24 protein-coding genes are annotated in these 25,461 nt (G+C 64.5%); 10 read left to right on the top strand and 14 right to left on the bottom strand.

The genetic code is table 11. From position 1 onward, the window contains the following. Positions 1-97: 97 nt before the first annotated feature. Positions 98-868 (top strand): anti-sigma factor family protein, encoded by a 771-nt coding sequence (locus CVM73_RS22380; protein ID WP_100234018.1) that lies wholly within the window; start codon positions 98-100, stop codon positions 866-868. Between the two features lie 392 nt (positions 869-1,260). Here CVM73_RS22380 and CVM73_RS22375 read toward each other — a convergent pair whose 3' ends face one another. Continuing rightward, positions 1,261-2,223, bottom strand: a complete 963-nt coding sequence (locus CVM73_RS22375; RefSeq protein WP_100234017.1) for a DnaJ C-terminal domain-containing protein — start codon at positions 2,221-2,223, stop codon at positions 1,261-1,263. A gap of 106 nt (positions 2,224-2,329) precedes the next feature. Then, positions 2,330-2,737: an RT0821/Lpp0805 family surface protein gene (locus CVM73_RS22370; RefSeq protein WP_167406985.1), complete on the bottom strand. Its 408-nt coding sequence runs from the start codon at positions 2,735-2,737 to the stop codon at positions 2,330-2,332. Between the two features lie 113 nt (positions 2,738-2,850). Between CVM73_RS22370 and pdxH the strand changes: the two genes are divergently transcribed. Genes pdxH through CVM73_RS22355 form a run of 3 tightly spaced genes read left to right on the top strand, consistent with a single transcriptional unit; the run spans position 2,851 to position 5,079 of the window. Next, the gene (gene pdxH / locus CVM73_RS22365; protein ID WP_100234016.1) at positions 2,851-3,492 is read left to right on the top strand and encodes a pyridoxamine 5'-phosphate oxidase; all 642 of its coding nucleotides are present in this window, start codon (positions 2,851-2,853) and stop codon (positions 3,490-3,492) included. A gap of 50 nt (positions 3,493-3,542) precedes the next feature. After that, complete coding sequence (locus CVM73_RS22360; protein ID WP_100234052.1) at positions 3,543-4,295, top strand: SDR family NAD(P)-dependent oxidoreductase; 753 nt, start codon at positions 3,543-3,545, stop codon at positions 4,293-4,295. 13 nt (positions 4,296-4,308) lie between these two features. Further along, positions 4,309-5,079, top strand: coding sequence for a class I SAM-dependent methyltransferase (locus CVM73_RS22355; RefSeq protein WP_100234015.1), 771 nt, complete (start codon positions 4,309-4,311; stop codon positions 5,077-5,079). 502 nt (positions 5,080-5,581) lie between these two features. Here the strand turns inward: CVM73_RS22355 and CVM73_RS22345 are convergent. Further along, positions 5,582-6,559 carry a magnesium transporter CorA family protein gene (locus CVM73_RS22345; RefSeq protein WP_100234014.1) on the bottom strand — a complete coding sequence of 326 codons (978 nt, stop codon included), beginning with the start codon at positions 6,557-6,559 and terminating at the stop codon, positions 5,582-5,584. Positions 6,560-6,897: 338 nt separating this feature from the next. On the opposite strand from CVM73_RS22345, the gene CVM73_RS22340 reads away from it, so the two are divergent. After that, entirely contained in the window at positions 6,898-7,584 is a 687-nt protein-coding gene (locus tag CVM73_RS22340) for a L,D-transpeptidase (protein ID WP_100234013.1), read from the top strand. Between the two features lie 36 nt (positions 7,585-7,620). On the opposite strand, the gene CVM73_RS22335 is transcribed toward CVM73_RS22340, so the two are convergent. Continuing rightward, complete coding sequence (locus CVM73_RS22335; protein WP_100234012.1) at positions 7,621-8,745, bottom strand: extensin family protein; 1,125 nt, start codon at positions 8,743-8,745, stop codon at positions 7,621-7,623. Between the two features lie 65 nt (positions 8,746-8,810). Between CVM73_RS22335 and CVM73_RS22330 the strand changes: the two genes are divergently transcribed. Further along, positions 8,811-10,439 carry a fatty-acid--CoA ligase gene (locus tag CVM73_RS22330; RefSeq protein WP_100234011.1) on the top strand — a complete coding sequence of 543 codons (1,629 nt, stop codon included), beginning with the start codon at positions 8,811-8,813 and terminating at the stop codon, positions 10,437-10,439. A 263-nt stretch (positions 10,440-10,702) separates the two neighbouring features. After that, positions 10,703-11,557, top strand: a complete 855-nt coding sequence (locus CVM73_RS22325) for a DUF1499 domain-containing protein (RefSeq protein WP_100234010.1) — start codon at positions 10,703-10,705, stop codon at positions 11,555-11,557. Positions 11,558-11,698: 141 nt separating this feature from the next. Here CVM73_RS22325 and CVM73_RS22320 read toward each other — a convergent pair whose 3' ends face one another. From CVM73_RS22320 to CVM73_RS22305, 4 genes are all read right to left on the bottom strand, one after another. Next, a complete protein-coding gene (locus CVM73_RS22320) occupies positions 11,699-12,622 on the bottom strand; it encodes an MBL fold metallo-hydrolase (protein ID WP_167406984.1) in 924 nt (307 codons plus the stop codon). A 190-nt stretch (positions 12,623-12,812) separates the two neighbouring features. Further along, positions 12,813-14,027: an acyl-CoA dehydrogenase gene (locus tag CVM73_RS22315; protein WP_100234008.1), complete on the bottom strand. Its 1,215-nt coding sequence runs from the start codon at positions 14,025-14,027 to the stop codon at positions 12,813-12,815. A gap of 132 nt (positions 14,028-14,159) precedes the next feature. After that, positions 14,160-15,236, bottom strand: coding sequence for a 3,4-dihydroxy-2-butanone-4-phosphate synthase (gene ribB / locus CVM73_RS22310; protein WP_100234007.1), 1,077 nt, complete (start codon positions 15,234-15,236; stop codon positions 14,160-14,162). Positions 15,237-15,412: 176 nt separating this feature from the next. Next, positions 15,413-17,143, bottom strand: coding sequence for a cation:proton antiporter (locus CVM73_RS22305; RefSeq protein WP_100234006.1), 1,731 nt, complete (start codon positions 17,141-17,143; stop codon positions 15,413-15,415). A gap of 67 nt (positions 17,144-17,210) precedes the next feature. Here CVM73_RS22305 and CVM73_RS22300 point away from each other — a divergent pair, with 67 nt between their 5' ends. Together CVM73_RS22300 and CVM73_RS22295 are read left to right on the top strand one after the other, a co-directional pair. Next, positions 17,211-17,738 (top strand): DUF3124 domain-containing protein, encoded by a 528-nt coding sequence (locus CVM73_RS22300; RefSeq protein ID WP_167406983.1) that lies wholly within the window; start codon positions 17,211-17,213, stop codon positions 17,736-17,738. A 52-nt stretch (positions 17,739-17,790) separates the two neighbouring features. Next, complete coding sequence (locus CVM73_RS22295; protein WP_100234004.1) at positions 17,791-19,023, top strand: aminotransferase-like domain-containing protein; 1,233 nt, start codon at positions 17,791-17,793, stop codon at positions 19,021-19,023. Between the two features lie 10 nt (positions 19,024-19,033). Here the strand turns inward: CVM73_RS22295 and hpaD are convergent, their stop codons facing one another. Next, on the bottom strand, positions 19,034-19,888 hold the full coding sequence (hpaD, locus tag CVM73_RS22290) for a 3,4-dihydroxyphenylacetate 2,3-dioxygenase (protein WP_100234051.1): 855 nt from the start codon (positions 19,886-19,888) through the stop codon (positions 19,034-19,036). A gap of 18 nt (positions 19,889-19,906) precedes the next feature. Continuing rightward, the gene (locus CVM73_RS22285) at positions 19,907-20,179 is read right to left on the bottom strand and encodes a helix-turn-helix domain-containing protein (protein WP_124159822.1); all 273 of its coding nucleotides are present in this window, start codon (positions 20,177-20,179) and stop codon (positions 19,907-19,909) included. A gap of 159 nt (positions 20,180-20,338) precedes the next feature. On the opposite strand from CVM73_RS22285, the gene CVM73_RS22280 reads away from it, so the two are divergent. Beyond that, positions 20,339-20,791, top strand: a complete 453-nt coding sequence (locus CVM73_RS22280) for a hypothetical protein (RefSeq protein ID WP_167406982.1) — start codon at positions 20,339-20,341, stop codon at positions 20,789-20,791. A 194-nt stretch (positions 20,792-20,985) separates the two neighbouring features. On the opposite strand, the gene CVM73_RS22275 is transcribed toward CVM73_RS22280, so the two are convergent. From CVM73_RS22275 to CVM73_RS22260, 4 genes are all read right to left on the bottom strand, one after another. Further along, the gene (locus CVM73_RS22275) at positions 20,986-21,804 is read right to left on the bottom strand and encodes an aldo/keto reductase (RefSeq protein WP_100234001.1); all 819 of its coding nucleotides are present in this window, start codon (positions 21,802-21,804) and stop codon (positions 20,986-20,988) included. Positions 21,805-21,947: 143 nt separating this feature from the next. Further along, positions 21,948-23,513: an alkaline phosphatase D family protein gene (locus CVM73_RS22270; protein ID WP_100234000.1), complete on the bottom strand. Its 1,566-nt coding sequence runs from the start codon at positions 23,511-23,513 to the stop codon at positions 21,948-21,950. 396 nt (positions 23,514-23,909) lie between these two features. Then, complete coding sequence (locus CVM73_RS22265; RefSeq protein ID WP_100233999.1) at positions 23,910-24,329, bottom strand: hypothetical protein; 420 nt, start codon at positions 24,327-24,329, stop codon at positions 23,910-23,912. 108 nt (positions 24,330-24,437) lie between these two features. Beyond that, the gene (locus CVM73_RS22260; protein ID WP_100233998.1) at positions 24,438-25,442 is read right to left on the bottom strand and encodes an NAD(P)H-dependent flavin oxidoreductase; all 1,005 of its coding nucleotides are present in this window, start codon (positions 25,440-25,442) and stop codon (positions 24,438-24,440) included. Positions 25,443-25,461 lie beyond the last annotated feature (19 nt).

Genomic DNA, 25,461 nt, shown 5'->3' with positions numbered 1-25,461 from the left:
TGATGCATCGCGTGTCGTGCGCCCGCAGACTGCCGAGGACGCGAGCGAAGTTGAGCCACGAACGATTTTTTGGGCCGCAGAGCCAGAGACGACCGATATGAACGACCGCAAGATCCCAGTGACCGAGGACGAACTGCACGCCTATGTCGACGACGAGCTGCCGGCCGAGCGCAGCACCGACGTCGAGGCCTTTCTTGCCGCCCATCCCGACGAGGCCGAGCGCGTGCAGTCCTGGCGTGCCATGGCTGAGATGCTGCACGCCCGCTACGATGCCGTTGCCCAGGAACCGGTGCCGGCACGGTTGGAGCTGGAGCGGCTGGAGCGCCGCCCGCGGCAATGGCTCTATGGCGCCGCCGCGGCCGTGCTGGTTGCTTTCGTCGCCGGCGGCACGGCCGGCTGGGTCGCGCATGGTGCCGCCAACACGCCCTCGACCTTCCAGAGCTTTACGGCGGACGCGCTCGACGCCCATCGCCTTTATGTCGTCGAGGTCCGCCACCCCGTCGAGGTCGGCGGCAGCGAGCGCGACCATTTGCAAGCCTGGCTGACCCGACGCTGCGGCTGGACCGTGTTCGCACCGAACCTGGAGGCGAGCGGACTGAAGCTGGTCGGCGGCCGGCTCCTGCCGGGACCGAACGGTCCGGCGTCGTTCCTGATGTACGAGGGCGCCTCGGGCGAGCGGTACACGATCTACTCCGCGAAGACCGAGAATGGTGCAACGCAAATGCGCTACGCCAAAACGGACAAGGACGGCGCGCTGTTCTGGGCCGAGCGCGGCGTCGGCTACGTCGTCAGCGGCAGCAGTGATCGCGAGCGGCTGACTCGGGTGGCGCAGGCCGTCTACGACCAAGCAGAGAAAAACGGCACCTAGACAACTGCACAGGCGCGGTGCCCAGATTCCGTCATCGAAAATTTGGAATCAGGACATCGACGCGTCTCATTATCGCACCGGGTGTTCACGCGATTATGAGTGGCGTTCGATCCGCCGATCGACGCGGGCGGCCTCGATTGGGGTTTTTGGTACCGCGCTGGTCCCCCTCTCGAGGCCGCACCTTTTTGTCGGCTGTCCCGCCGGACAGCCGACACGTCTCAAACGTCAGCGTCGAAGCGCAATGCGCTTCAGGCGTATGTTGAGCATCATCCTTTCGGGAAGAGAATGCTCCGATCGTCGAGGTTGGCCTCGGATAGCGCCCTCTTGTTTGGCACGAAAACCGCTGTTGCACTTTGCGCTAACGGCGCGGTCCTCCGGGTCCGGATCGTATGCTAGCCGAGCCCGCTACGCGGATTGTAGGGATGTTGGTCCCGCCATTTCTCCATCAATGCCTCAAGCTCTGTGTCGTTCCCGTCCGGTAGCATAATCCTGATGGTCACGAAGAGATCCCCGGTTCCACCGGCTTTCGGCAGCCCCTTGCCCTTGAGGCGGAAGGTCCGGCCGCTGGAGGTGTTCTTGGGGACCGAGAGCTCCACAGCATTGCCGAGGGTGGGCACGCGGACCTTGCCGCCGAGCACCGCCTCGTAAAGCGTGACCGGCAGGTCGATCCTGAGGTCGGTGCCCTCGACCTTGAAGAACGGGTGCGGCGCGATGTTGATGGTGATCAGGAGATCGCCGGGCGGATGGCCATGCGCGCTCTCGCCCTGCCCGCGGAGCCGAATCTGCTGGCCTTCGGTGACGCCGGCCGGAATCTTGACGTTGAGCTCCTTGCCCGTCGGCAGCCGGACGCGCTTCTCGCCTCCCTTGGCCGACTCCTCCAGCGAGACGGACATGGCAACGTTGACATCGAGATCGAGCCCAATGCCGCCGGTGTCGAACTCGAACTGGGCGCCGCCGCCGGCCCCGGGGCGCGCGCCGCGCATTCCGCCGCCGAACATACTGTTGAGGATATCCTCGAACGCGCCGCCGCCCGGGCCGCCCGCACCGCCGCTCCGGAACGTATAGCTCTCGAACCCGCCAGGCCCCGTGCGGCCGCGTGGGCCGCCGCCACCCGGAAAGCCCTGGAAGCGCGGCTTGCCCTCGGCGTCGATCTCGCCACGGTCGAACTGCTTGCGCTTGTCCTCGTCGCCGAGGATCTCGTTGGCCGAGTTGATCTCGGCGAAGCGCTCGGCCGCCTTCGGGTCACCCTTGTTGCTGTCCGGATGGTGCTTCTTGGCCAGCTTGCGATAGGCGCTTTTGATCGCGGCAGCGCTGGCGCTCCGCGGCACCCCCAAGACCTCATAGGGGTCGCGCATTCGTCACGTCTCCTTCAAGAAATCGAATTGTTCAAAGGGCTCCCCGCCCCACCTGCCGGTCATGTGGGAAGAGAGTGGCATTTTTGCAACTAGGAGCGCGCTGAAGCTAGCTCCGCCACGGCTTTAGCGTATGAATCTCCCAACGGCCACGGCTGCTTTGGCAGCCGGCGCCCTGGAGCCAGCTTTCGGTGCTGCCGTTGACGTAGCTTGCCAGGAAGTCGCGGCATTTGCGTCCGTCCTCGGCGGCATAGGACTGGGCGATCGGCGTCACCGAGCCGCGCGCGCCGGTCTCCGGATTCTCCCAATGCTGGCTGGAATCCTTGTCGCCCTTGCTGAGGACGTCGGAGGCGGCGTTGCGGGTGAAGGCGAGATCGGTCTCGGTCGGGGGGGCGTCCTTCGCCGGCCGCGCGATCGAGCCGGTGAGGTCGCTGTCGTCGGCCTTGGCGTAGGCGCTGCTGTCGTTGCGGGAAAAGCTGCACCCCCCGGCACCAACCCCGATCAGAATCATCGTCATGACGACGCCGGATGGCCGGATCGTCGATAGGCCAACGCGTCCCCATGCCCTATATAGGGCGGTAGCGGACAACAATGCGTTTTGGGCCGCGGGACGCAACTCGGACTCCAGACATGACCGACACGACCTCGATGAAACACCAGACACCCTTAACATCCGGTGATTTCACCGCTGCCGACGAGCCATTTGCGCTGTTCGAGGCTTGGCTGAACGAGGCGATCAAGAGCGAGCCGAACGATCCGAACGCCATGGCGCTCGCAACCGTCGACCCTGACGGGCTGCCTGACGTGCGCATGGTGCTGATGAAGGGCTTCGATACCGAAGGTTTCGTCTTCTACAGCCACATCGCCAGCCAGAAGGGCCGCGAACTCGCCGCAAATCCTAAGGCAGCGTTACTTTTTCACTGGAAGTCGCTGCGGCGTCAGGTCCGCATCCGCGGCAACGTGACACCGGTGACCGACGCAGAGGCCGACGCCTATTTCGCCACCCGCCCCAAGCAGGCCCAGATCGGCGCCTGGGCGAGCAAGCAGTCGCAAGAGCTGGAGAGCCGCTTCGCTTTCGAGCAGGCCATCGCCAAGGTTGCGGCCAAATACGTCATCGGCGAAGTGCCGCGGCCGCCGGGCTGGAGCGGCTGGCGCATCACGCCCTTGCGTATCGAGTTCTGGCACGACCGCCCGTTCCGCCTGCACGACCGCATCGAATTTCGCCGTGACGCGGCCGGCCAGAAATGGTCCAAGTCGCGGATGTACCCTTGAGCCTCATCTTGAACCTTGTCTCGAGCTTTGGGCCGACCTGAAAGATGTCCATGCCGCATTCGTCCAACGCGCCGCGTCGTACGCTGCTCCTGACCGGAGCCAGCCGCGGCATCGGCCACGCCACCGTGATCCGCTTCTCCTCGGCGGGCTGGCGGGTCATCACCTGCTCGCGGCATCCCTTCCCGGAGGACTGCCCGTGGGACGCGGGGCCCGAGGACCACATCCAGGTCGACCTCGGCGATCCCGAGGACACCGCGCGCGCGATCAACGAGATCCGTCGCCGGCTCGAGGGCGGCACGCTGCACGCGCTGGTCAACAATGCCGCGATCTCGCCGAAGGGCCCCGGTGGCTCCCGGCTCGGCTCGGTCGACACTGATCTCGACACCTGGACTCACGTCTTCCATGTCAACTTCTTCGCGCCGATCATGATGGCGCGCGGGCTGATCGAGGAATTGAAGGCGGCCAAGGGCTCGGTCGTCAACGTCACCTCGATCGCGGGCTCGCGCGTGCACCCCTTCGCGGGCGCGGCCTATGCCACCTCGAAGGCGGCGCTCGCCGCGCTGACGCGCGAGATGGCCTCCGACTTCGGCCGCATCGGCGTGCGCGTCAACGCGATCGCCCCGGGCGAGATCGACACCTCGATCCTGTCGCCAGGCACCGAGAAGATCGTCGAGCAGCAGATCCCGATGCACCGCCTCGGCACGCCCGACGAAGTGGCAAAAATCATTTACGTGCTGTGCACCGACACCAGTTCTTACGTCAACGGCGCCGAGATCCACATCAACGGCGGCCAGCACGTGTAAGGCCAGGTGACGCATGGGCCGGTTTGCGAGCACCGCCTATCTCTATGAGCATCTGCGGCCGCCCTATCCGGGCGAATTCTTTCGCAGCGTCGCGCAAAAGCTCGGCCTCACCAAACAGAGCAGCCTGATTGATCTCGGTACCGGACCCGGGCTGCTGGCGCTCGGCTTCGGCCCTTATGTCGGCCGTGTCGTCGGAGTCGATCCGGAGCCTGCGATGCTCGACGCCGCGCGGCTTGCCGCTTCCCGCGCGGGTCGACATGTCACGCTGATCGAAGGCAAGGCAGAGACGCTTCCACCCGACATCGGCACGTTCGACATCGTCACGATCGGCCGTGCGTTGCATTGGATGGATCGCGACACGACGCTGACGCAACTCGACCAGCTGGTCGCACACGAGGGCGCGATCGCGATCTGCGCTTCGTTCTCGACTATCGACGGCCGCAACCCATGGCTCGATGGTTACAACGAAATTCGCCGCCGCTGGTCGCCGTCGCAGCTCTGGGAGGAGGCAGGCCGGGGCACGCGGACCCATCGCGACCTTTCCGCGTTCTTCCGCGGTAGCCCGTTGCAGCTCACCGAGCTTGTCACCGTCGAGACCAGCCATCTGGTCGGCCTGCACGATTTGGCGGAGCGCACGCTTACTTATTCGTCCTCGTCACGGGATGCACTGGGCGAGAATGTCGAGGCGATGCTGAGCGAGGTCTTAAATCATCTCGTCCCGTTCAGCCGCGACTGTGCGATCGAAGAGACCATCGTCTCGACGGCGCAGATAGTTAAGCGCTAGCAGATTTGCCGAAGAGCGGAAGCAAGGCGATCCAGACAACGCCGCCGCAAGTCCTGGATCGCCCTTACCTTCCGTTCCTCAATCGAGTCGAATCCGACGCGACCTCTCGCGCGGCCGCGGAGCGGCCGTGCTGAATGCAGTCGAGCAGTCGTCGTCGTTCTCACCATCGAGCAGCGGAGCACCACAGTGCCGGCACATGCGCGCCGACATCGACGGCGCCTTGCCGCTCGCCAGGACCTGACGATAATTCGCCAGATCGATGACGTTGCGGGGCGACGTTATGTGTTTTTCAACCATGGCTGTTCCTCGCGGCTACGCACTGCTTATCGCAGACAAGTTTCGCGCAAACGTTCAGCCCACCGCTCAAATTTTACCGGAGGAATTGCGGCACGGCGCGCACATCACCGCGCCGCCGCAATCCCGATCTATTCTGCGACACGATTCACCGTGTCTCAGCGAGCGGCGTAATATCTCGGTAGGTATCTTTGCTCGAGCATGGCACCTACAGCCACTTCTTCCACTTGAAGATCCAGTACGGAACAATGGCGGCGATCAGCATCATCACCAGTGCCATCGGATAGCCGTGCACCCATTCGAGTTCCGGCATCACCTTGAAATTCATGCCGTAGACCGAGGCGATCAGCGTCGGCGGCATCAGCACGACGGCCATCACCGAGAACAGCTTGATGATGTTGTTCTGCTCGAGATTGACGACGCCGAGCATGGCGTCGAGCACGAAGGTGATCTTGTTGGAGAGATAGGAGGCGTGGTCGGTCAGTGACGCCACGTCGCGCTGCATGGTCTTGAGCTGCTCGCGCATGTCCTTGGACCATTTCACGCCCTCGACTACCGCGGACAGGAACGTCACGACGCGGCCGATCGACACCAGACTCTCGCGAACCTTCGAGGTCAAATCGCCCTTGCGGCCGATCGAGATCAAGATCTGGGAATATCTCTTTGCCTGCCCGTGGCGCTCGCTCTCAGGCTCGAAGATGTCGTGGCTGACCTGATCGATCTCGGTGCCGCAGCGCTCCAGAATGTCGGCGCAGCGGTCGATCACGGCGTCCAGCAGCTCCATCAGCACCATCTCGCCAGTGATGGAGGGCGTGCAGGAGCGGGCAAGCTTGGCCTCGACCAGAGCGAACGGCTTCGGCAGGTCGTAGCGTACCGTCACCAGGCGGTGGTCGCCGAGGATGAAGGTCACCGCCGTGGTCCGGGGCATGTCGGTATCGGACTGGCACATCAGCGTCGCAGTCATGTAGCGCGCGCCGTTCTCCATATAGAGGCGGCTGGAGATCTCGATCTCCTGCATGTCTTCCCGGGTCGGGATGGCGATACCCGCGAGCCGCTCCACCGCCTTGTCCTCGGCCGCGCTCGGACTGACGAGGTCGATCCAGACGGCGTTCTCCGGGACAGCCGCAAGATCCTCGATGACAGCCTTCTTGAGGACGGACTCGGAGGGAACAAACACCGAAAACATGAAAAGCTCCAGAGATCCTGCGACAGAATGACAGCCCTTAGCGCGATTCTGACAGGTTCACGATGACAACAACATTAACGGAGCGTTTGCATGTGTGGCGGCGCCGGGGCTCAACTGTGGCACGGAATCGACAAGTCTGACGCGTCTGGCCAAAAAACCCACATAACACCCCCAAATTTGCGGCAGAAAAGCCACAGGTGGGCTCTTGCAGCGCGGGAAAAGGGCTTCAGCGCTGGAATTGTGGCAGATTTCAACGATAATGGGGATTAACGGAGTCGAGGAACTTGGGCGCTAAGCTCAGGCGTTCCGCACGGTATTGTTTTGATTGGAACCAAACCATGTCGTCGCTGAAAGTTAAGTTTGGGATTTTGGCCGCTGGCCTGATGCTGTCGGGCTGCATGCAGGCCACGCATTTCGAGGCGACCGACACCAAGGCGTTCAAGCCGAAGGACAAGGAACTCCTCGCCAAGGTCCGGTACGAGAACACTCCGGTCGCGGAGCCGTTCCGCCGCGCCATCGTCGAATACCACCGCAAGGAATCCCCGGGCTCGATCGTGGTCGATTCCGACAACCACTACCTCTATTACGTGCTGGAGGGCGGCAAGGCGATCCGCTACGGCATCACCGTCGGCGAAGAGGCCATGGCGTGGTCCGGTATCGCCAAGGTCGGCAGCATGACCGAATGGCCGGCCTGGCATCCGACCCCGGGTGAGATCTCGCGTCTGGGCGTGCCGACCTATGTCGCACCTGGCCCGGACAATCCGATGGGCTCGCGCGCGATGTATCTCTACTCGGGCGGCAAGGACACGTTGTTCCGCATCCACGGCACCAACCAGCCGGAGTATATCGGCGCCTCGATCTCGTCGGGCTGCATCCGCCTGACCAACGAAGACGCGATCGACCTCTATAACCGGGTCAAGGTCGGCACCATCGTCGTGGTGCTCGAGCCCAAGCATGGCGACTCCCCGTACAACTCGCGATTGGCGCTCGGCAGCAGCCAGACCGGCCAGGCGGGCAGCTACTGATCGCCTCCGATCTCTAGACATCCAAAAGCGCCGGTTTCACCGGCGCTTTTTTGTTGCCGGCTTGTTTGTTACCGACTTGTTTGTTGCCGGCTTGGACGAATGAGCCTTCTTCTCGGGCACCGCCTTGTCCTCGGGCGGAGAGGATTTCTCCGCCGCATCATCATCGGCACCTTCCTTTGCCTCGGGCTTGGCCGCGACCTCGCGCGGCGGCGCCTCCTCCGGACGTTCCGCCGGCAATATCGGGGCGATTAGCGGCAGGGGATCCCACACATTCCACTGACAGATCCGGTAGTCGTTGCGCCGCTGCGCCAGGTCGAGATGGATGTGATCCTCGTGATACCAGTCCGAGCCCGGACCGAGCACGGTGGAAAAGCGCGCGCAGACCGAATGCAGCACGCGCTCGCGCACCTCGCGCGATATGGTGCGGTCGGTGAGGCCGATCGACTGCCCATTGGCGAGCTTGATGGCGCGGATGTCGATGGCATTGGCCTTGCCGTGCTCGGACAGCATCGCGCCAACGACGCGGTTGCGGCCGCGGCATTCGAAGGCATCGAAATTGTCGAGGTCGCTGATGGGCGAGCCGAGGCTGGTGGCCAGCGGCACCATGTCCTTGCGCAGCCAATCGGCGATCGCGGACGCCATGGTGCAGCGAAGGATCGCCGCCGGCTTGACCGTCACCTTCCGCTTGTCCGGCAGCACGATGGCTTCCAGCCGCACCAGATCCTCGCCGCCGCAGGCGCCGGGGCCGCGGATATCCGGGATTGAGGGCGCGATCGCAATGTCCTCGGTCAGCGCGAGGCGGCAGGCTGAGACCTGTTTCGGGGGTAGCGACGCAGCATCTGCAGGCTTGTCGGCGCTCGGCTGGTCGGGAGAAGGCTTCCCCTCCGCCTCCGGCGGTGCCTCGTCCGGTGCCTTTTCCGGTGCCTTGGGAGCCTCGTCGGGCCGCGGTCTTGGCAGCGGAATCTTGGCGGCATGAACGGCCGCGCGCGGCCGTGGTGTACCAAGGCCGAAGATATCGAGGGGCGCTAGATATTTCCGCGCCTCTGCCGTCTCGGCAGGCACAAGCACCAGCCCGAGCGCAGCGGTAACCATTGCCGCGCCAGCGGACATATAGCCGCGACAAGACCATTTGCGGCGAAAGTCCGGCAGGCTAAAAGTCATGTCAATTCTTTGGCCCAACGCTGAGAGCGACAAAGCGCCCAGCAACTTCTCGGAGGAACGTCGGAATGCTTGGTTTGATGCAAGATTGGCCCCTGCTCTGCCACCGGATCATCGAACACGCCGCCAGGATTCATGGCAAGCAGGAGGTGGTCACGCGCTCGGTCGAGGGACCGATCCATCGCACCAACTACGCCGAGATCCACAAGCGCGCGCTCAAGGTCTCGCAGATGTTGGAACGCGACGGCATCAAGCTCGGCGACCGTGTCGCAACGATCGCCTGGAACACCTGGCGCCATCTCGAGGCTTGGTACGGCATCATGGGGATCGGCGCCATCTGCCATACCGTCAATCCCCGCCTTTTCCCGGAGCAGATCGCCTGGATCATCAATCATGCGCAGGATCGCGTCGTGATGACCGACATCACCTTCGTTCCGATCCTGGAGAAGATCGCCGACAAGCTGGGAAGCGTGGAGCGCTACATCGTGCTCACCGACAAGGCGCATATGCCGCAGACCACGCTGAAGAATGCGGTAGCCTACGAGGACTGGATTGCCGAGGCCGACGGCAAGTTCAAATGGAAGGACTTTGACGAGAACACGGCGGCCGCGATGTGCTACACGTCGGGCACCACGGGCGACCCGAAGGGCGTGCTGTACTCGCATCGCTCCAACGTGCTGCACGCGCTGATGGCCAACAATGTCGACGCGCTCGGCACCAGCGCGTCCGAGACCATGCTGCCGGTGGTTCCGCTGTTCCACGCCAACAGCTGGGGCATCGCCTTTTCCGCGCCCTCGCAGGGCACCAAGCTGGTCATGCCCGGCGCCAAGCTCGACGGCGCCTCGGTCTATGAGCTGCTCTCGACCGAGAAGGTGACGCACACCGCCGGCGTGCCGACGGTGTGGCTGATGCTGCTCCAGCACATGGCTGCCAACAATCTCAAGCTGCCGAACCTGAAGATGGTGATCTGCGGCGGCTCGGCGATGCCGCGCTCGATGATCAAGGCCTTCCTCGACATGGGCTCGAACGTGCGTCACGCCTGGGGCATGACCGAAATGAGCCCGATCGGCAGCGTCGCGGCGCTGAAGCCGCCGTTCCAGAACGCGACGGGCGATGCCAAGCTCGACGTGCTGCAGATGCAGGGCTATGCGCCCTTCGGCGTGCAGATGAAGATCACCGACGATGCCGGCAAGGAGCTGCCCTGGGACGGCAGGACCTTCGGCCGCCTCAAGGTCTCCGGGCCCGCCGTCGCCAAGGCCTATTACCGGCTCGACGACAACATCCTCGACGAGGAAGGCTTCTTCGACACCGGCGACGTCTCGACCATCGACGAGGCCGGCTACATGCGAATCACCGATCGCTCCAAGGACGTGATCAAGTCCGGCGGCGAGTGGATCTCCTCGATCGATCTCGAAAACCTCGCGGTCGGCCACCCGGCCGTGGCGGAAGCCGCCGTGATCGGCGTGTTCCACCCCAAATGGGATGAGAGGCCGCTTTTGATCGTGCAGCTCAGGCAGGGCCAGCAGGCCACGCGCGAGGACATCCTCAAATACATGGATGGCAAGATCGCCAAATGGTGGATGCCCGATGACGTCGTCTTCGTCGATGGTATTCCGCATACGGCCACCGGCAAGATCCTGAAGACGGCGCTGCGCGACCAGTTCAAGGACTATCGCTTCCCGAACGCGGCGGCGTAAGCGTTGGTGCCACCCTCCCCTGGAGGGGGAGGATCGGCTCACATGGGGCGAAGCGGAATGTGAGACGGGGTGGGGTGATCTCTCCACACGGGCACCGCCTCAACGGAAAGACTGTCACCCCACCCCGCTCGCGCTTCGCGCGATCGACCCTCCCCCTCCAGGGGAGGGTGATCGACCCTTGAATTTGCCCTCGGGCCGTGGTCTCAACGGCCCATCGTCGCGCCAGATCGGCCGGCATCGCCAACCCCGGCAGAGCTCACTCGATGGCCCGCAGGTTTTCCGCTCCCTACCAGTCGGAGCCCGTGTCCAGCCTCGCGAGCTGGGCGCGCAATCTGGCCGTGTTCGCGGTGGTGGCGGCGGTGGTGTCCATCATCATCGTCCGCTTCGATTTCCTGGAGCCGAAGCCGGCGCTTGTGACTTTCCTCGGCGGGCTCGCGATCGCCGGCCTGTCGATCTTGTTCGGGCTCGCCGGCTTTGCGGCGATCTGGCAGAACGGCTCGCGTGGCATGGCGCGTATCCTGCTTGCCTTCCTGATCGACGGGGCGATCCTCGCCTACCCCGGCTATCTCGGCCTGCAATATCGTAAGCTGCCGTCGATTTACGACATCACCACCGACCCGATCGATCCGCCGCGCTTCGAAGCGCTGGCGCGGCTGCGTACCGGCGAAGGCACCAACCCCGCGGTCTATGCCGGCCTCTATTCGGCGGAGCAGCAGCGCCACTTCTATCCCGACATCGAGCCCGTCGAGCTCGAGATTTCGGTCGACCGCGCCTATGCGATCGCGCTCCAGCTCGTCCACAAGCGCAAATGGATCGTGATCGATGAGCGCGCACCGCAGCCTCCGCGCCGCATCGGCCGCATCGAAGCGGTCGCGCGCACGCCGATCATGGGTTTTCGCGAAGACGTTTCGATAAGGGTCGTGCCGGATGGCGATGATTCCCGCGTCGATATCCGTTCGGCTTCGCGCAATTTCGACAGCGATCTCGGCAGCAACGCCGCGCGCGTCAAGAAATTCATCGACGATCTCAACACCGCCGCCGATGCCGACGCGCTCAAGCCGGTAAAGAAGACACCGGTCGCGCCGCCCAAGGCGCCGGCGAAGACGGTGAAGAAATAACCTCGCTGTCATTCCGGGGCGCGCGATAGCGCGAGCTATGGTGCGCAATTGCGCACCTGAGAATCCATTGAGCCGCAGAGTTGGTGGATGAATGGATTCCGGGTTCGATGCTGCGTATCGCCCCGGAATGACGGCGGAGAGCTACGCGTTCGCCATTCGATACGTTCCGCCGATCACGGGATCGCCATCCGTTGCCACCACGCCGCGGGCGACCAGGTCTTCGAGGTGCGCCAGCACGGAGTAGCCGGCGGCCGTCGTCAACCTCGGATCGATACCAATATAGATCGCGCGGACCATGGTCGGGATGTCGGTCTCGCCCTTGGCAAGGCGGTGCAGGATCGAGGCCTCGCGCGCCTTGCGGTGACGGATCAGGAAGCGCGCAAAGCGCGGGCCCTCGGGAATCTCGGGGCCGTGGCCTGAGAAATAGAGATCCTCCTCGCGTGCCGCGAGCCGCTCGAGCGAGTCCATGTAGTCGATCATCGAGCCGTCGGGCGGCGCCACGATCGAGGTCGACCAGCCCATCACGTGATCGCCAACGAAGTTGAATTTTCTCTCGGGCCAGGCGAAGGCGAGGTGGTTGGCGGTGTGGCCGGGCGTCGCCACCGCCTCGAGGCGCCAGCCGGCCCCCTCGACGACGTCGCCATGGGCGATCGTGATATCGGGCGCGAAATCGCGATCGACGCCGGATTCCGGATTGTGCTTCTCGCTCTCGAAACGCGGGCGCGAGGCGCGATGCGGGCCTTCGGCATAAACCGGCGCGCCGGTCGCCTGCTTGATCCGCGCGGTGTTCGGCGAGTGGTCACGGTGGGTGTGGGTGACGAAGATGTGGCTCACCGTCTCGCCGCGCACGGCCTCGAGCAGCGCCGCTGCGTGCGCCGCATCGTCCGGGCCGGGGTCGATGATCGCGACGTTGCCGGTGCCAACGATGTAGCTGACCGTGCCGGTGAAGGTGAAGGGGCTCGGATTGTTGCAGAGCACGCGCCGCACGCCGGGACGGACTTCCTCGACGACGCCAGGCTTAAGTGGAAAGTTGCGGTTGAACGGGACGTCGTCGTTGTCGGACATGGGCCTTCCTGTGCACTGCTGCCCCACCCCCCGCTGTCATACCCCGCGAAGGCGGGATATCCAGTACGCCGCGGCGCCTGTGGCGAAGGCCAGGTCTCTGGAATACTGGATCGCCCGCCCTAGTGCGCAATTGCAGCACGGGGCGGGCGATGACAGCTGAGCAAAACAACGACCACGGAATACGCGGCGCTTAGAAAAACGCCTGGATGCCCGTGATCGCGCGGCCGAGGATCAGGGCGTGGACGTCGTGGGTGCCCTCGTAAGTGTTGACCGTCTCGAGGTTATGGACGTGGCGCATCACGTGATACTCGATCGAGATGCCGTTGCCGCCGTGCATGTCGCGAGCGGTACGGGCGATATCGAGGGCCTTGCCGCAATTGTTGCGCTTGACGATTGAGATCATCTCGGGCGCGAACTTGCCCTCGTCCATCAGGCGGCCGACCCGCAACGAGGCTTGCAGGCCCAGCGCGATCTCAGTCTCCATGTCCGCGAGCTTCTTCTGCACCAGCTGGGTCGCGGCGAGCGGCCTGCCGAACTGCTTGCGGTCGAGCGTATACTGGCGGGCGCGGTGCATGCAGTCCTCGGCGGCCCCTAACGCACCCCAGGAGATGCCGTAACGGGCGCGGTTGAGGCAGCCGAACGGGCCCTTGAGGCCGGAGACGTTGGGCAGCAGGGCGTCTTCCGGAACCACGACGCCGTCCATCACGACCTCACCCGTGATGGAGGCACGAAGCGAGAGCTTGCCGCCGATCTTCGGGGCGGAGAGGCCCTTCATGCCCTTCTCCAGCACGAAGCCGCGGATCTGGTTGTCGTGCGCAGCCGACTTGGCCCAGACCACGAACACGTCGGCGATCGGCGCGTTCGAGATCCACATCTTGCTGCCGGTGAGACGATAGCCGTCCGAGACCTTCTCGGCGCGGGTCTTCATGCCGGCCGGATCGGAGCCGGCGTCGGGCTCCGTCAGACCGAAGCAGCCGACCCACTCGCCGCTGGCGAGCTTCGGCAGGTACTTCTTGCGCTGGTTCTCGTCGCCATAGGCGTAGATCGGGTACATCACCAGCGAGGACTGCACCGAGTTCATCGAGCGATAGCCGGAATCGACCCGCTCGATCTCGCGCGCGACGAGGCCATAGGCGACGTAGCTCGCATTGGCACAGCCATACTCCTCCGGCAACGTGATGCCGATCAGGCCGAGCTCGCCCATCTCGTTGAAGATCTCGCGGTCGGTCTTCTCTTCGAGATAGGCCTTGGAGACGCGCGGCAGCAGCTTGTCCTGGGCGTAAGCGCGGGCGGTGTCGCGCACCATGCGCTCGTCTTCGGTGAGCTGCTCGTCGAGCAGGAACGGATCGTCCCACTGGAAAGAAGCCGCAGCCGGCTTGTCCTTGGCCTGAGGGCGCACGCTCATGAAACGTCCTTTCGCGTCTGGTTCCGTCGATAATTGCCCGACAAAGTAAAGCGCCGCGGCAACAAGTTCAATTGCATCCTGGTGTCGATCGTTCCGGGGCGGCGCAACGGCACGCACCTGGACGCGATGTGGTCAGCTTTCGAGCTGCTCGTTGGCGACGATCTCGATACCGAAGCCCGACAGACCCTTGTAGTCGTGCACCGAGGAGGTGAGATGCCGGATCGAGGTGACGCCGAGGTCGCGCAGGATCTGCGCGCCGACGCCGACCTCGCGCCACTGGCGGTTGCGGTCAGCCTCCGTCGACGACTCGTCCGGCAGCGGCGCCACGGGGACACCGGCCGCGCCGTCACGCAAGTAAACCAGCACGCCACGGCCCGATTTCTTGAAATGCTCGAGCACGACCGCCATGCGCTTGTGGCCGGTGAAGGTGTCCTTGACGATGTTCGGCTTGTGGAAGCGCGTCAGCACGTTCTTGCCGTCGCCGACCCCGTTGTAGACGAAGGCGACGTGCGCGATGGAATCGAACGGCGAGCGGTAGGCATAGCCCTGCAACGGACCGATCGGGCTCTCGGTGACGAAGGTCGAGACCCGCTCGATCAGCTTTTCGCGCGCCTGGCGGTAGGCGATCATGTCCGCGATGGTGACGTGCTTGAGCTTGTGCTCGGCGGCGAAGCGGGCAACCTGCTCGCCCTTCATCACGCTGCCGTCGTCGTTCATGAGCTCGCTGATGACGCCGACCGGCGGCAGGCCGGAGAGCTTGCAGAGGTCGACGGCGGCCTCGGTATGGCCGGAGCGCAAAAGCACGCCGCCGTCCTTGGCGATCAGCGGGAAGATGTGGCCTGGCCGGGCGAAGTCGTGGGCGCCGACATTGGGATTGGCGAGCGCGCGGCAGCACGAGGCGCGCTCCTCGGCGGAGATGCCGGTGCCGCCATCGGGCTTGTAGTCGACCGAGACCGTGAACGCGGTGGTGTGCGCGGAATCGTTGTGGGCGACCATCGGATCGAGCCGCAGGCGGCGCGCGTCCTCGGTCGTCACGGGCGCGCAGACGATGCCGGAGGTATGGCGGATGATGAAGGCCATCTTCTCGGCGGTGCAGAGCGAGGCGGCGACGATCAGATCGCCCTCGCCCTCACGGTCCTCGTCGTCGGTGACGACCACGAGTTCACCCCGGGCAAAGGCCTGCAAGACTTCCTGAACGCTATCGGGCATTTCCCAATCTCTATCGGTTATGGCCGGGAGGCTTAGCCGGACTTGGGTCGGCGCGCTAGTCTCCCCAGCGCAACCACATATGCCAGACGGCGGGCCTGCCAAGGGGTTTCAGGCTTGCACCGGGCATACCAGCGATATAGGCGCAGATTGGCCGCAAGGAAGGCGGCCGGACGCCGTCAGGGCAGCACCTCGCGGCGCTCGCCGAGGCGCAGATCGAGCTCGGCGCGCTTGTCCGCGAGCAGCCCGGCCTGGGCGGCTTCGATCACGGTAAACAGCTCATGGGCATCGCTGAGCCGGGTCACGGTGACATAGCTGGCGCCGGCCTCGTAGAGCGCGCCGACGTCGGCCAGGAGATCGGCCGTGGCGACGATCAGGGCGGTCGGATTGAGCGCGCGGACGTGGCGGACCAGCTTCTCGTTTGTGGCGCCCTTCAGCAGCGAATCCGGCACGCTGAGGATGATCATCTCGGACTTGCCGATGCCGGCATGGAGCAGCGTATCGACATTGCTGATGTCGCCGTAGATCACGTGCAGATCGCGTGAAAGCAGCGTCTGGTACACATTGGGGTTGAAATCGACCACGGTGATCTGCTCGAGCAGCACCGGTGTCTGCCGTTCGATCTCGGCCAGCAGCGCGCTCGCCGCACGGAAAAAGCCCAGGATGACGATGCGGCGGGCCTCGCCATGGCCGCCTCCGTGTCCGTCCTCGGCATGGCCGTTGCCGTGATCGAGGTCGCGCAGGCCGATCCGCTTCAAGGGGCCGATCGCCCAGCGGGTGATCTCGTCGCTGCGGGTCATTACGAAGGTGGAGAGCACCGCCAGCACCACGAAGGCAAACGAGGCGGCATTCGCCGTCTCCGCCGCGATATGGTGGTCGGCGATACCGGTCTGGATCACCACCAGCGAGAACTCGGAGATCTGCGCAAGGTTCAGCGCCGGCAACAGGCTGGCGCGCAGGCCCTGCTTCATCAGGTAGAGCGGCGTGAACGTCGTGACGAGGCGGCTCGCCACCGTGAACCCCGCGATCATCAAGGCAAGGCCAATCACCGAGAGGCCGGGCACGGGAATGGTCATGCCGAGCGCGACGAAGAACAGCGTGATGAAGAAATCGCGGAGCGTGGTGACCTTGGCGGTGACGTCGAGCGCGTAAGGGAAGGTCGAGAGCGAGACGCCGGCAATCAGCGCGCCCATCTCGCGCGACAGCGAGAGCCGCTCGGCGGTCTCGGCGACGAGAAAGCACCAGGCGAGCGCGCCGAGCAGGATCAGCTCGGGGCGGCGGGCGATCTGGTGGAACAGGCGCGGCAGCACGTAACGGCTGACCAGCAGCGCGGCCGCGACCAGCACCGCGACGCGGCCGATCGAGAGCAGGATGACGCTGACCTGCAGATTGGCCAGGCTCGGCTGCACCGCCAGGAACAGGATGGCGAAGATGTCCTGGAGCACCAGGATGCCGAGGGTGATGCGGCCCGGCAGCGTATCGAGTTCGCGTTTCTCGTAGAGCACCTTGACGATGATGACGGTGCTCGACAGCGCGCAGGCGACGCAGAGATAGACCGCATCGAAATGCCCGCCGCCGAGCGACAGGCCGATGCCGACGAAGAACAGAATCCCGAGCAGGCAGCCGCCGAGCAGCTGGCTGCCCGCCGCGAACAGGATCACCCGCCCTGCCCGCACGATCTTCTTCAGGTCGATCTCGAGCCCGATCATGAACAGCATGAAGATCAGGCCAAGCTCGGAGATGACGCTGATCGATTCCTGCGAATGGACCCAACCGGCGCCGAATGGACCTATGCAAAAGCCGGCGATAAGGTAGGCCAGGATCAGCGGTTGTCGGGAGAAATGGGCGAGCAGGCCCAGCATCCAGGCAAACAGGATAGAGAGAGTGATGTCGCGAATGAGCTCGTGCATGCCAAATTGGTCCGTTTTGCCGCACCCTAGAGACGGGTTGCGGTGCGGCAAGCGAGCAATTCGTCACATGCGGAGAGGGCTCTTCGCAGGCATTCTGCTAGGCCCCCTCGCCTTTGTCGTGCCCGCCGCCGCGCAATCCAAGGTCAATATCGAACAAAACTTTGCCGATTCGCTCACCGCGCTGCCGAAGGAGGAACTCGCCGTTTCCGGCGGATTCTACGTGCCCGCCTATTCCAGCGTCGCGATGAGCCAGGGCAAGCTGCGTGTCGACTTCTCGGTGACGCTGAGCGTGCACAACGCCTCCGAGACCCAGCCGCTGGTCGTCAAACGCATCGCCTATTTCGACACCGCAGGCAAGCAGGTCGAGAGCTATCTGAAGACGCCGGTGGCGTTGAGGCCGCTCGCCACCGTCTCGATCTTCATTCCGACCGACGACGTGCGCGGCGGGACCGGGGCCAATTTTCTCGTCGACTGGGCCGCCACGGGCGAGATCGCCGAGCCGGTGGTCGAAGCGCTGATGGTGGGCGGCATCGCCAATGCGCATTACGCTTTCATCAGCCAGGGCCGGCCGACCCGGACGGCCGGCAAGAGGTAAGGCCGCCGGTGCAAAGCCGCCGCTCAACAAGAACAAAACGAGGAACGCTCCCATGACGTCCAGCTTCGAATTCGCGCCCCTGTTTCCCGCAGGGCTGCCGGCCCCCTCTGCGCGCTGGACGGGCCTTGCCCAATACAGCTTCGTCGGCGGCAACAACGATGCCGAACAGGTGCCGCTCGACGAGCTGATCGAAGCGACCAACACGGTGCTGCGGCGCGAGGGCCGCTCGCTCGCCACCTACGGTCTGGCGCATGGTCCGCAGGGCTACCTGCCCTTGCGCGAATTCCTGGCGACGAAACTCAAGCGCGATGCCGGCATCACCTCCACGGTCGACGATCTCCTGATCGTCTCCGGCTCGCTCCAGGCGCTCGACCTCGTCAACGCCACCCTGCTGGCGCGCGGCGACACCGTGATTTTCGAGCAGGAGAGCTATCAGGGCTCCCTGACGCGCCTGGCGCGACTCGGCGTCAACGTCGTCGGCATTCCCCTTGACAAGGACGGCATGCGCATGGACCTGCTGGCCTCCACGCTGGCCGACCTGAAGGGCCGCGGCATCCGTCCGAAATACATCTACACCATTCCGACGGTGCAGAACCCGACCGGCAGCATCATGCCCGAGAGCCGGCGCACTGAGCTGGTGCGGCTCGCGACCGAATATGGCGTGCCCATCTTCGAGGACGATTGCTATGCCGACCTGGTCTGGTCGGGGCAACGGCCGCCCGCCATCCACGCGATGAGCCCGAACGGCGGCGTGATCCATATCGGCTCGTTCTCCAAGTCGATCGCGCCGGCGCTGCGCGTCGGCTTCGTCGTGGCGCCCTGGGAGGTGATGTCGCGGATACTGGCGCTGAAGACGGATGCGGGCTCCGGCGCGCTGGAGCAGATGGTGCTGGCCGCCTATTGCAGGCCGCATTTTGCAAGCCATGTGCCGACCCTGACGAAGGCGCTGCGCACCAAGCTCGACACGCTGATGGAAGCGCTGAACGAGCAGTTCGGGACGGCCGCCGAGTTCGAGGAGCCCAAGGGCGGCATCTTCCTCTGGGTGAAGCTGCCCGACCAGGTCGATACGCTGAAGCTGTATCAGGCCGCGCTCGCCGCCGGCGTCTCGATCAATCCGGGGCCGGAATGGTCGACCAACAAGGACCATTCCAGCTCGCGGCTGCGGCTGTGCTTTGCCAGCCCCACGCATCAGCAGATCCGCGATGGCGTCGCCGTGCTGGCCGAGGTCTGCCGCAAGGAGTTCGGCGTGCCCGCCCGCAGCGCCAATGTCGAGAAGCGGGCCTAAGGTCGATGCCTCACGTCTCGACGTGAAACTCCACGTTGACCTGGCCGGAGCCCGACGACGGAAAATAGTCGCAAAGCTGCTCGGCGGTGCCACGATAATCGTACCAGCCGAGCGCTGCAAACAGCATGATCGTGTCGGCCATGCCGCCTTCCCCGTTGCACTTGGTGGCATAGTCCGGAAGCATGTCGAGGAATTCGCGGTAGCGGCGGCTCTGCCACAGCTCGAGCACGCGCAGGTCGACCTGGCGGTTGAACTCGCTGGCAACCGAGGTCCACGCCTCGGGGCCCAGCTTCTTGTTCGGCCAGAGCCGATGCGAGAGCGAGCCGCTGGCGAGAACGGCGACCCGCTCACCGGATTCGTCGATCGCCCGGCGGGTGGCTTCACCGAGAATCCGGCTCTCCTCGAACGAGGCGAACAGCGGCGAGGCGACCGAGACCACCTTCGCAAATCCGTCGGGGTTCATGTAGTGCATCGGGACGATGGTGCCGTATTCGAGCCCGAGGCTGGCCACCTGATGGGCGATCACGTTGAGGCCCGCGTCCCCGGCCTTGTTGGCGATGGCTTCAGCCAGCTTCGTATCACCCGGCAGATCGTAGCGCAGATCCCGGATCATCTGCGGCGCCTCGTGGCTCGTGAACGAACCGCGATGCCGCGCATTGGCGTTGATGTGGTAGCCGAAATTGGAGAGCCAGTGGGTGTCGAACACCACGAAGCAGGTAGCGCCGCGCTCCTTCGCCCGCCGGCCGAGCTCGCGCAAAGAGCTGACCGCCGGCTCACGGGCGGCCCGCAATAAGCTGCCGGGCGCCTCCGACAGCATCAATGATGGAACGTGGGTGACCTTGGCCGCGAGTACGAGCTGCCCCATGACGGTCACCTCGCAGCGTCAGGCCACCTGTGGCTGACTGCCGTGGATCGCGGAGGCGAGCCGCAGCAACAGGACGATCGAGACGTTACCCTTGCCGGCCTCGATCTGGGCGATGTAGCGCTCGGAGATCCCGGAGCGGCGGGCCAGCTCGCGGCGCGACAGGTCGCAGCGCATGCGCGAGGATCGTAAGCGATCGCCCAGCTCCGTCAGAAACGCGGCCTCGGAATAAGGCGGTACGGCACAGCTCCCCGGCAGCACTTCGCCCGCAAAATCCATGACTTGATTGAGCATTGGTCTATCCACGTTCGCCTTCGGGAAATGCCATCTTACCCTCGAAACGCCCTGTCTCATTGACGCGGATCAAATTCGCGAGCGATCGGCGGCTGCCGTGGAACGGCCGTGAGCGTGATGCTACACTTTGGAATTCTTCGAGGCGGGGTTTCTCAGGACATGATGCGTTGTCTTGGCCGCGGGATCGCGGCTGCGGTGCTGTGGGTCGCGTTCACCTCCATGGCCGGCGCCGAGACGCTGGCCGCGACCGTGGAGCAATGGGGCCTGCTCGGCTCGTGGGCGGTCGATTGCTCGGCCCGGCCAGACCGCGACAAGGGGGCACTCTTGACTTACGAAATCCGGAAAGACGGCCGGGTGATGTACCGCCGCAATTTCGGCGAGGCCGGGGACGAGAACGAAGTGGTGTCCGCCGCGGTGAATGCTGAGGGCCTGCTCAATGTGATGGTATACTTCCCCTCGCTGCACCAGGCGCGCGAATTTGGACTCCTGTTGCAGAAGGACGGCAGCTTGCGCGCGATTTACAATCGCAGCGAGCGCGGCGCGTACACGATCAGGGACGGCAAGTACGTCGCCACCGGCGTACCAACTCCCGCGCAGCAGCGCTGCGATTAGCCGCCTGTCAAGCGCAGCCATCGCCACCGGAGGCTCATGCGCAACGCGAAAGAAAATGGCCCCTCGCGGGGGCCATTTTCTTGCGTGCTCTCTTCCTTCGCTCACAAGGGCAGCCAGAGGCGGCCTACGCCTCTCCCGCAAGCGGGAGAGCTGAACGAGCCGCGGCCATCGATTCAACCTAAAGCCATTCCGCTTTAATCCCACGCCGGTGCGAAGCCGGGATTGACGCAGCGCTTGTCCTTCGCCAGCCCAGCGATCTTCCCGCGATCGGCATCGTCGAGCGTGATCTTCAGCGCGTCTAGATTGGCCTGTTGGCTCTCGCGGCGCGAGGCCTTCGGGATCGCAGCGACGCCGTCCTGGTCGAGCAGCCATTTCAACGCGACCTGCGCGGCGGTCGCGTTGTGTTTAACGCCGATTTCGGCCAGCACCGGATCGGTCGCGAAGCGACCTTGCGCCAGTGGACAATAGGCAACCAGCGGAATCGACTTGGCCTGGAGATAGGCCAGCACCTTCGATTGAGCGAGCATGGCGTGATATTCGATCTGGTTGCAGGCGATCGGCGCCTTGATGTCCTCGACCGCGACCTTGAGCAGCGCGGTGGTGAAATTGGCAACGCCGATGGCCCGCGTGCGCCCCTCCTCCCTCAGCTTCATCAGGGTCTCGAACACCGCGCCCCAGTTCGCAGCCTTCGAGGGCCAGTGCACGAGGTAGAGGTCGACATGGTCGAGCCGGAGTTTTTGCAGGCTGGCGTCGAAAGCGCGGCGGATCGCGTCCGGGCTTAGGTTCTCGTGCCAGACTTTTGTGGTGACGTGCAGCTCGCCGCGCGGCACGCGGGACGACGCGATGGCCGAGCCGATCGGCTCCTCATTGGCATACATCTCGGCAGTATCGATGTGGCGATAGCCGATCGACAGCGCGCTTTCGACCGCTGCACGGCAGGTCTCGCCCTGCATGCGGAAGGTACCGAGGCCGAGCTTGGGCATGCTGATGCCCCGCGTTTTCAGATGATCCATGAAACAGGCTCCTGAGATATTGCAGCCGCCGATGCGCGCGGCGAAGCCGCGTGAGCAGACTCTTCGGTGATGGAAAAGAGATGGCGGAAGCAGCGAGTATAGCGCGCGTATCGCAGGCCGGCCAATCAAGATCGGGTTAGCGGCTAGGAATGCTGCGCCACCACGGCCGGATGCACCTGCGGCTGCGGCACGATATCGACCGACCAGAGGTCGCGATTGTCGACATCCTTCAAGGTCACGGTCATCACACCGCTGCGGCCATCGATGTCGACCCTGCCGAAGAACTGCAGGCCGAAGCACGGCGCCAGATTGTCGCCCTGCGCGGGGCTACAGCCATGCTGGTACATCGCGACCGGGCCAAAGGTGTCGTCGAGTTTGCCAGGCCCCCAAGTGCCGGCATGGAGCGGGCCGGAGACGAACTCCCAAAACGGATCGAAATCCTGAAATTGCGCCTTGTTCGGATCGTAATAGTGCGCGGCGGTGTAGTGCATGTCGGCAGTGAACCAGACGATGTTGCGGATGCCGGCGCGCTTGATGGAGGAAAGCAGATCGGCGATCTCGTGCTCGCGTCGGTCGGGCGGCCCATCGCTAAGCGCAACGGCATCCAGGCTGATCAGGCCGATCGGCAAATCGGCCGCGATCACTTTCCAGGTCGCGCGCGAGGCGGCGAGCTCGCGCTTCAGCCAGGCGAGTTGATCGGCGCCCAGGATCCAGCCGCGGTGATCATCGCCTTTATTCCAGCTCTCATCGCGGTAGCTGCGCATGTCAATCATGAAGACGTCCAGCAGCGGGCCGTAGCCGATCTTGCGATAGATGCGTCCTTTTCGCGCGCCGATGTCGCGGATCGGCATGTAGTCGAAGAAGGCGCGGCGGGCGCGCGCGACCAGGCGCGGCGTGCCGTCGTCCTCATAGCCGGCCTCGTCATAACTGCCGATCGGCGACCAGTCGTTGGTCACCTCGTGATCGTCCCATTGCGCGAACATCGGCACCTCCGCGTGGAAGGCGCGGAAGTGCTCGTCGAGGTGGTTGTATCTGTAATTGCCGCGGAATTGGGCCAGGCTGTGCGCGACCTCGGATTTCTCCTCGGTGACGAGATTGCGCCACATCTCGCCATTCGGCAGCTTTTGTACGGCGGGAATCGTACAGTCTGCGTAGATGTGATCGCCGGAGTGGATGAAGAAATCCGGACGGTTGTCGAGCATGGTCCGATAGCTGCGATAGCCGCCGCGGGAGACGTCGATACCCCAGCCCTGCCCCGCGGTGTCGCCGGACCACAGGAACGAGATCGACTGGCCAGCTGCCGGCGCGGTGCGGAAGTGGCCGACGCGGCTCTCGCCGGCAAGACCGGTGGCAATGTCGTCGAGGCGGACACGGTAAAAGATGTCCTGCCCGCGAGGCAGATCGTTCAGCAGCAGTTTTGAGGTGAAATCGGCGTCGGGCAATGCATCGCCGGAGGCTGACGCGATGATCGTCTTGAAGCTCTCGACGGTCGAGCATTCCGCGTGCATCCGCGCGGGCCGGTCGGCGCGCGCCCAGATCACGGCGGAGTCGTCGGAGACATCGCCGGACTGGATGCCGCCTGCGATATGCGGGCGATCGGCGGCACGACTGATGTGCGGCTTCGCAAGCGAGGCGATGGCGAGGCTGGAGGCGGAGCGGACCAGGAACTGCCGCCGGGTCCATGCGCGCGCGGCGCGGAGCGTTGCCATTCAGGAGACCTTCGTCGAATCGCGACGGAAGGTGCCTGCGCTCCTTGACTTCCAGCTTACGGTTTCTTGACTCCACGCCTACGGTTTTGCGACGCGGGGGTGACGCCGAGCTTCAGACGCGGCGGCGGTGCACTCCCTTGCCCCGCAAGCGGCAGGGCTATCGCATTTGAGGACTTTTCCCTGCGACCATCCTTCGAGACGCCCGCTTTATGCGGGCTCCTCAGGATGAGGACGGAGTTCGCGGCAGCAGTTTCAACGGGCACTGACGCCTCTTAGCCTCATCCAGAGGAGACCGCGGAGCGGTCGTCTCGAAGGACGAGGCGCGCGCTCAGGCGCCTCCAACAGTCATATGCGATAGCCATGCCGCAAGCGGGGAGAGGCGAGGAGATCGCTGAGCTAGCGCTTCCAGTTGCAGATGCCGCCGGAGCGGCAGGGCCAGGTCTGAATGCGCGCGTCCATCGCCTGGGCGTCGAGCGGATTGCCGCGGCGATGCGCGAGCTTCGCGCGGGCTGCGCCGCGCGGCTGCGTGCTCTTCGTATGCGCAACCTTCGGCTCGGCCACACGGATGCGTTCAGCGGCAACCTTCTTCGGCACGTCGATGGGCTCAGCGCGCGCCTGCGCCTCGTTGCCGCCGCGCGCTTCGAGCGCAACCGGTGCGAAGTGCGTCTCCGGCCCGAGACGCTTCGGCGACAGCACGGCCTTGGACAGATCGAGGCCGAGATATTCGTCGGGCTTGTAGTCGTCAGCGCGCGCAATGCCGCCCCCTGCGATCGCGAGGGCAAGGGCAATTGCGAAGGGAACGCTTTTCAGGACCACGGACGCCTCCTGAAATCGATTTATGAAAGGGGCAATTTACCCCTATTTAGGAGGCGTCGCGCGCAATTCCAGCGACCAAATGCGGCTGTGGTTAAGAAGTTTGCGGTGTCAGGCGACCTTTCGCGCCGCTTCCCCCGTCCCGTCCAGGAACCCGATCAGGCGGCTACGGATGATGGTTTCCGCCTCGTCCATGATGCGATCAATGAGCTCCTTGCAGGACGGGATGTCGTGGATCAGGCCCGCGACCATGCCGCAGCTCCAGGCGCCGGCGTCCATCTGGCCGTCCAGCATGATCCTGGGATAGACGCCCGCGACCTGGTCGTGGATATCGTCGATCGCGAGCTTGGCGCCCTTCTCGCTCTCGATCTCGAGCAGGCGGTCGACATTGGCATTCTTCAGGACGCGTTCCGTATTGCGTAGCGCCCGCATGATCAGGCGGGTGTCGAGCTCGGTGGCCGCGACCAGCGCGTCCTTGACGTTCTGATGCACCGGCGCTTCCTTGGTGGCGATGAAGCGCGTGCCCATGTTCATGCCCGCCGCGCCCAGCGACAGCGCCGCGACCAAGCTGCGTCCATCGGCCATGCCGCCGGAGGCGACGAACGGGATCTTCAGTTCCTCCGCCGCGCGCGGCAGCAGGATCATGTTGGGAATGTCGTCCTCGTCCGGATGTCCGCCGCATTCAAAACCGTCGACGCTGACGGCATCGCAGCCGATGCGCTCCGCCTTCAACGAGTGGCGCACCGAGGTGCATTTGTGAATGACCTTGATGCCGGCGGCCTTCAGCGCCGGCATGTAGGCTTCCGGGCTGCGGCCTGCGGTCTCCACCGCCTTGATGCCGCCTTCGACGATGGCCGCAATATATTCGGGATAGGGCGGCGCCGAGAAGGTCGGCAGGAAGGTGAGGTTCCCGCCGAACGGCTTGTCGGTCATGTCGCGGCAGCGCGCGATCTCCTTCGCGAGCAATCCCGGCGTCTTCTGCGTGAGACCGGTGATGATGCCGAGCCCGCCGGCATTGCAGACGGCAGAGGCCAGCTCGGCAAAGCCGACGAAATGCATGCCGCCCTGAATGATGGGGTGCTCGATGCCGAACAGTTCGGTGATCGCGGTCTTCACGTCGGTTTCCTCCTCGAGT

The organism is Bradyrhizobium forestalis, from assembly GCF_002795245.1.
In the GTDB taxonomy this organism is placed as follows: Bacteria; Pseudomonadota; Alphaproteobacteria; order Rhizobiales; family Xanthobacteraceae; genus Bradyrhizobium; species Bradyrhizobium forestalis.
The sequence above is the reverse complement of the archived record's forward strand: the minus strand, read 5'-3'. Positions and strand labels throughout refer to the sequence as shown.

What these genes read in the sequence shown, in the direction of transcription:
- CVM73_RS22380 (WP_100234018.1), top strand. Translation starts at nt 98, where the DNA reads ATGAACGACCGCAAGATCCCAGTGACCGAGGACGAACTGCACGCCTAT.
- CVM73_RS22375 (WP_100234017.1), bottom strand. Translation starts at nt 2,223, where the DNA reads ATGCGCGACCCCTATGAGGTCTTGGGGGTGCCGCGGAGCGCCAGCGCT.
- CVM73_RS22370 (WP_167406985.1), bottom strand. Translation starts at nt 2,737, where the DNA reads ATGACGATGATTCTGATCGGGGTTGGTGCCGGGGGGTGCAGCTTTTCC.
- pdxH (WP_100234016.1), top strand. Translation starts at nt 2,851, where the DNA reads ATGACCGACACGACCTCGATGAAACACCAGACACCCTTAACATCCGGT.
- CVM73_RS22360 (WP_100234052.1), top strand. Translation starts at nt 3,543, where the DNA reads ATGCCGCATTCGTCCAACGCGCCGCGTCGTACGCTGCTCCTGACCGGA.
- CVM73_RS22355 (WP_100234015.1), top strand. Translation starts at nt 4,309, where the DNA reads ATGGGCCGGTTTGCGAGCACCGCCTATCTCTATGAGCATCTGCGGCCG.
- CVM73_RS22345 (WP_100234014.1), bottom strand. Translation starts at nt 6,559, where the DNA reads ATGTTTTCGGTGTTTGTTCCCTCCGAGTCCGTCCTCAAGAAGGCTGTC.
- CVM73_RS22340 (WP_100234013.1), top strand. Translation starts at nt 6,898, where the DNA reads ATGTCGTCGCTGAAAGTTAAGTTTGGGATTTTGGCCGCTGGCCTGATG.
- CVM73_RS22335 (WP_100234012.1), bottom strand. Translation starts at nt 8,745, where the DNA reads ATGACTTTTAGCCTGCCGGACTTTCGCCGCAAATGGTCTTGTCGCGGC.
- CVM73_RS22330 (WP_100234011.1), top strand. Translation starts at nt 8,811, where the DNA reads ATGCTTGGTTTGATGCAAGATTGGCCCCTGCTCTGCCACCGGATCATC.
- CVM73_RS22325 (WP_100234010.1), top strand. Translation starts at nt 10,703, where the DNA reads ATGGCCCGCAGGTTTTCCGCTCCCTACCAGTCGGAGCCCGTGTCCAGC.
- CVM73_RS22320 (WP_167406984.1), bottom strand. Translation starts at nt 12,622, where the DNA reads ATGTCCGACAACGACGACGTCCCGTTCAACCGCAACTTTCCACTTAAG.
- CVM73_RS22315 (WP_100234008.1), bottom strand. Translation starts at nt 14,027, where the DNA reads ATGAGCGTGCGCCCTCAGGCCAAGGACAAGCCGGCTGCGGCTTCTTTC.
- ribB (WP_100234007.1), bottom strand. Translation starts at nt 15,236, where the DNA reads ATGCCCGATAGCGTTCAGGAAGTCTTGCAGGCCTTTGCCCGGGGTGAA.
- CVM73_RS22305 (WP_100234006.1), bottom strand. Translation starts at nt 17,143, where the DNA reads ATGCACGAGCTCATTCGCGACATCACTCTCTCTATCCTGTTTGCCTGG.
- CVM73_RS22300 (WP_167406983.1), top strand. Translation starts at nt 17,211, where the DNA reads ATGCGGAGAGGGCTCTTCGCAGGCATTCTGCTAGGCCCCCTCGCCTTT.
- CVM73_RS22295 (WP_100234004.1), top strand. Translation starts at nt 17,791, where the DNA reads ATGACGTCCAGCTTCGAATTCGCGCCCCTGTTTCCCGCAGGGCTGCCG.
- hpaD (WP_100234051.1), bottom strand. Translation starts at nt 19,888, where the DNA reads ATGGGGCAGCTCGTACTCGCGGCCAAGGTCACCCACGTTCCATCATTG.
- CVM73_RS22285 (WP_124159822.1), bottom strand. Translation starts at nt 20,179, where the DNA reads ATGCTCAATCAAGTCATGGATTTTGCGGGCGAAGTGCTGCCGGGGAGC.
- CVM73_RS22280 (WP_167406982.1), top strand. Translation starts at nt 20,339, where the DNA reads ATGATGCGTTGTCTTGGCCGCGGGATCGCGGCTGCGGTGCTGTGGGTC.
- CVM73_RS22275 (WP_100234001.1), bottom strand. Translation starts at nt 21,804, where the DNA reads ATGGATCATCTGAAAACGCGGGGCATCAGCATGCCCAAGCTCGGCCTC.
- CVM73_RS22270 (WP_100234000.1), bottom strand. Translation starts at nt 23,513, where the DNA reads ATGGCAACGCTCCGCGCCGCGCGCGCATGGACCCGGCGGCAGTTCCTG.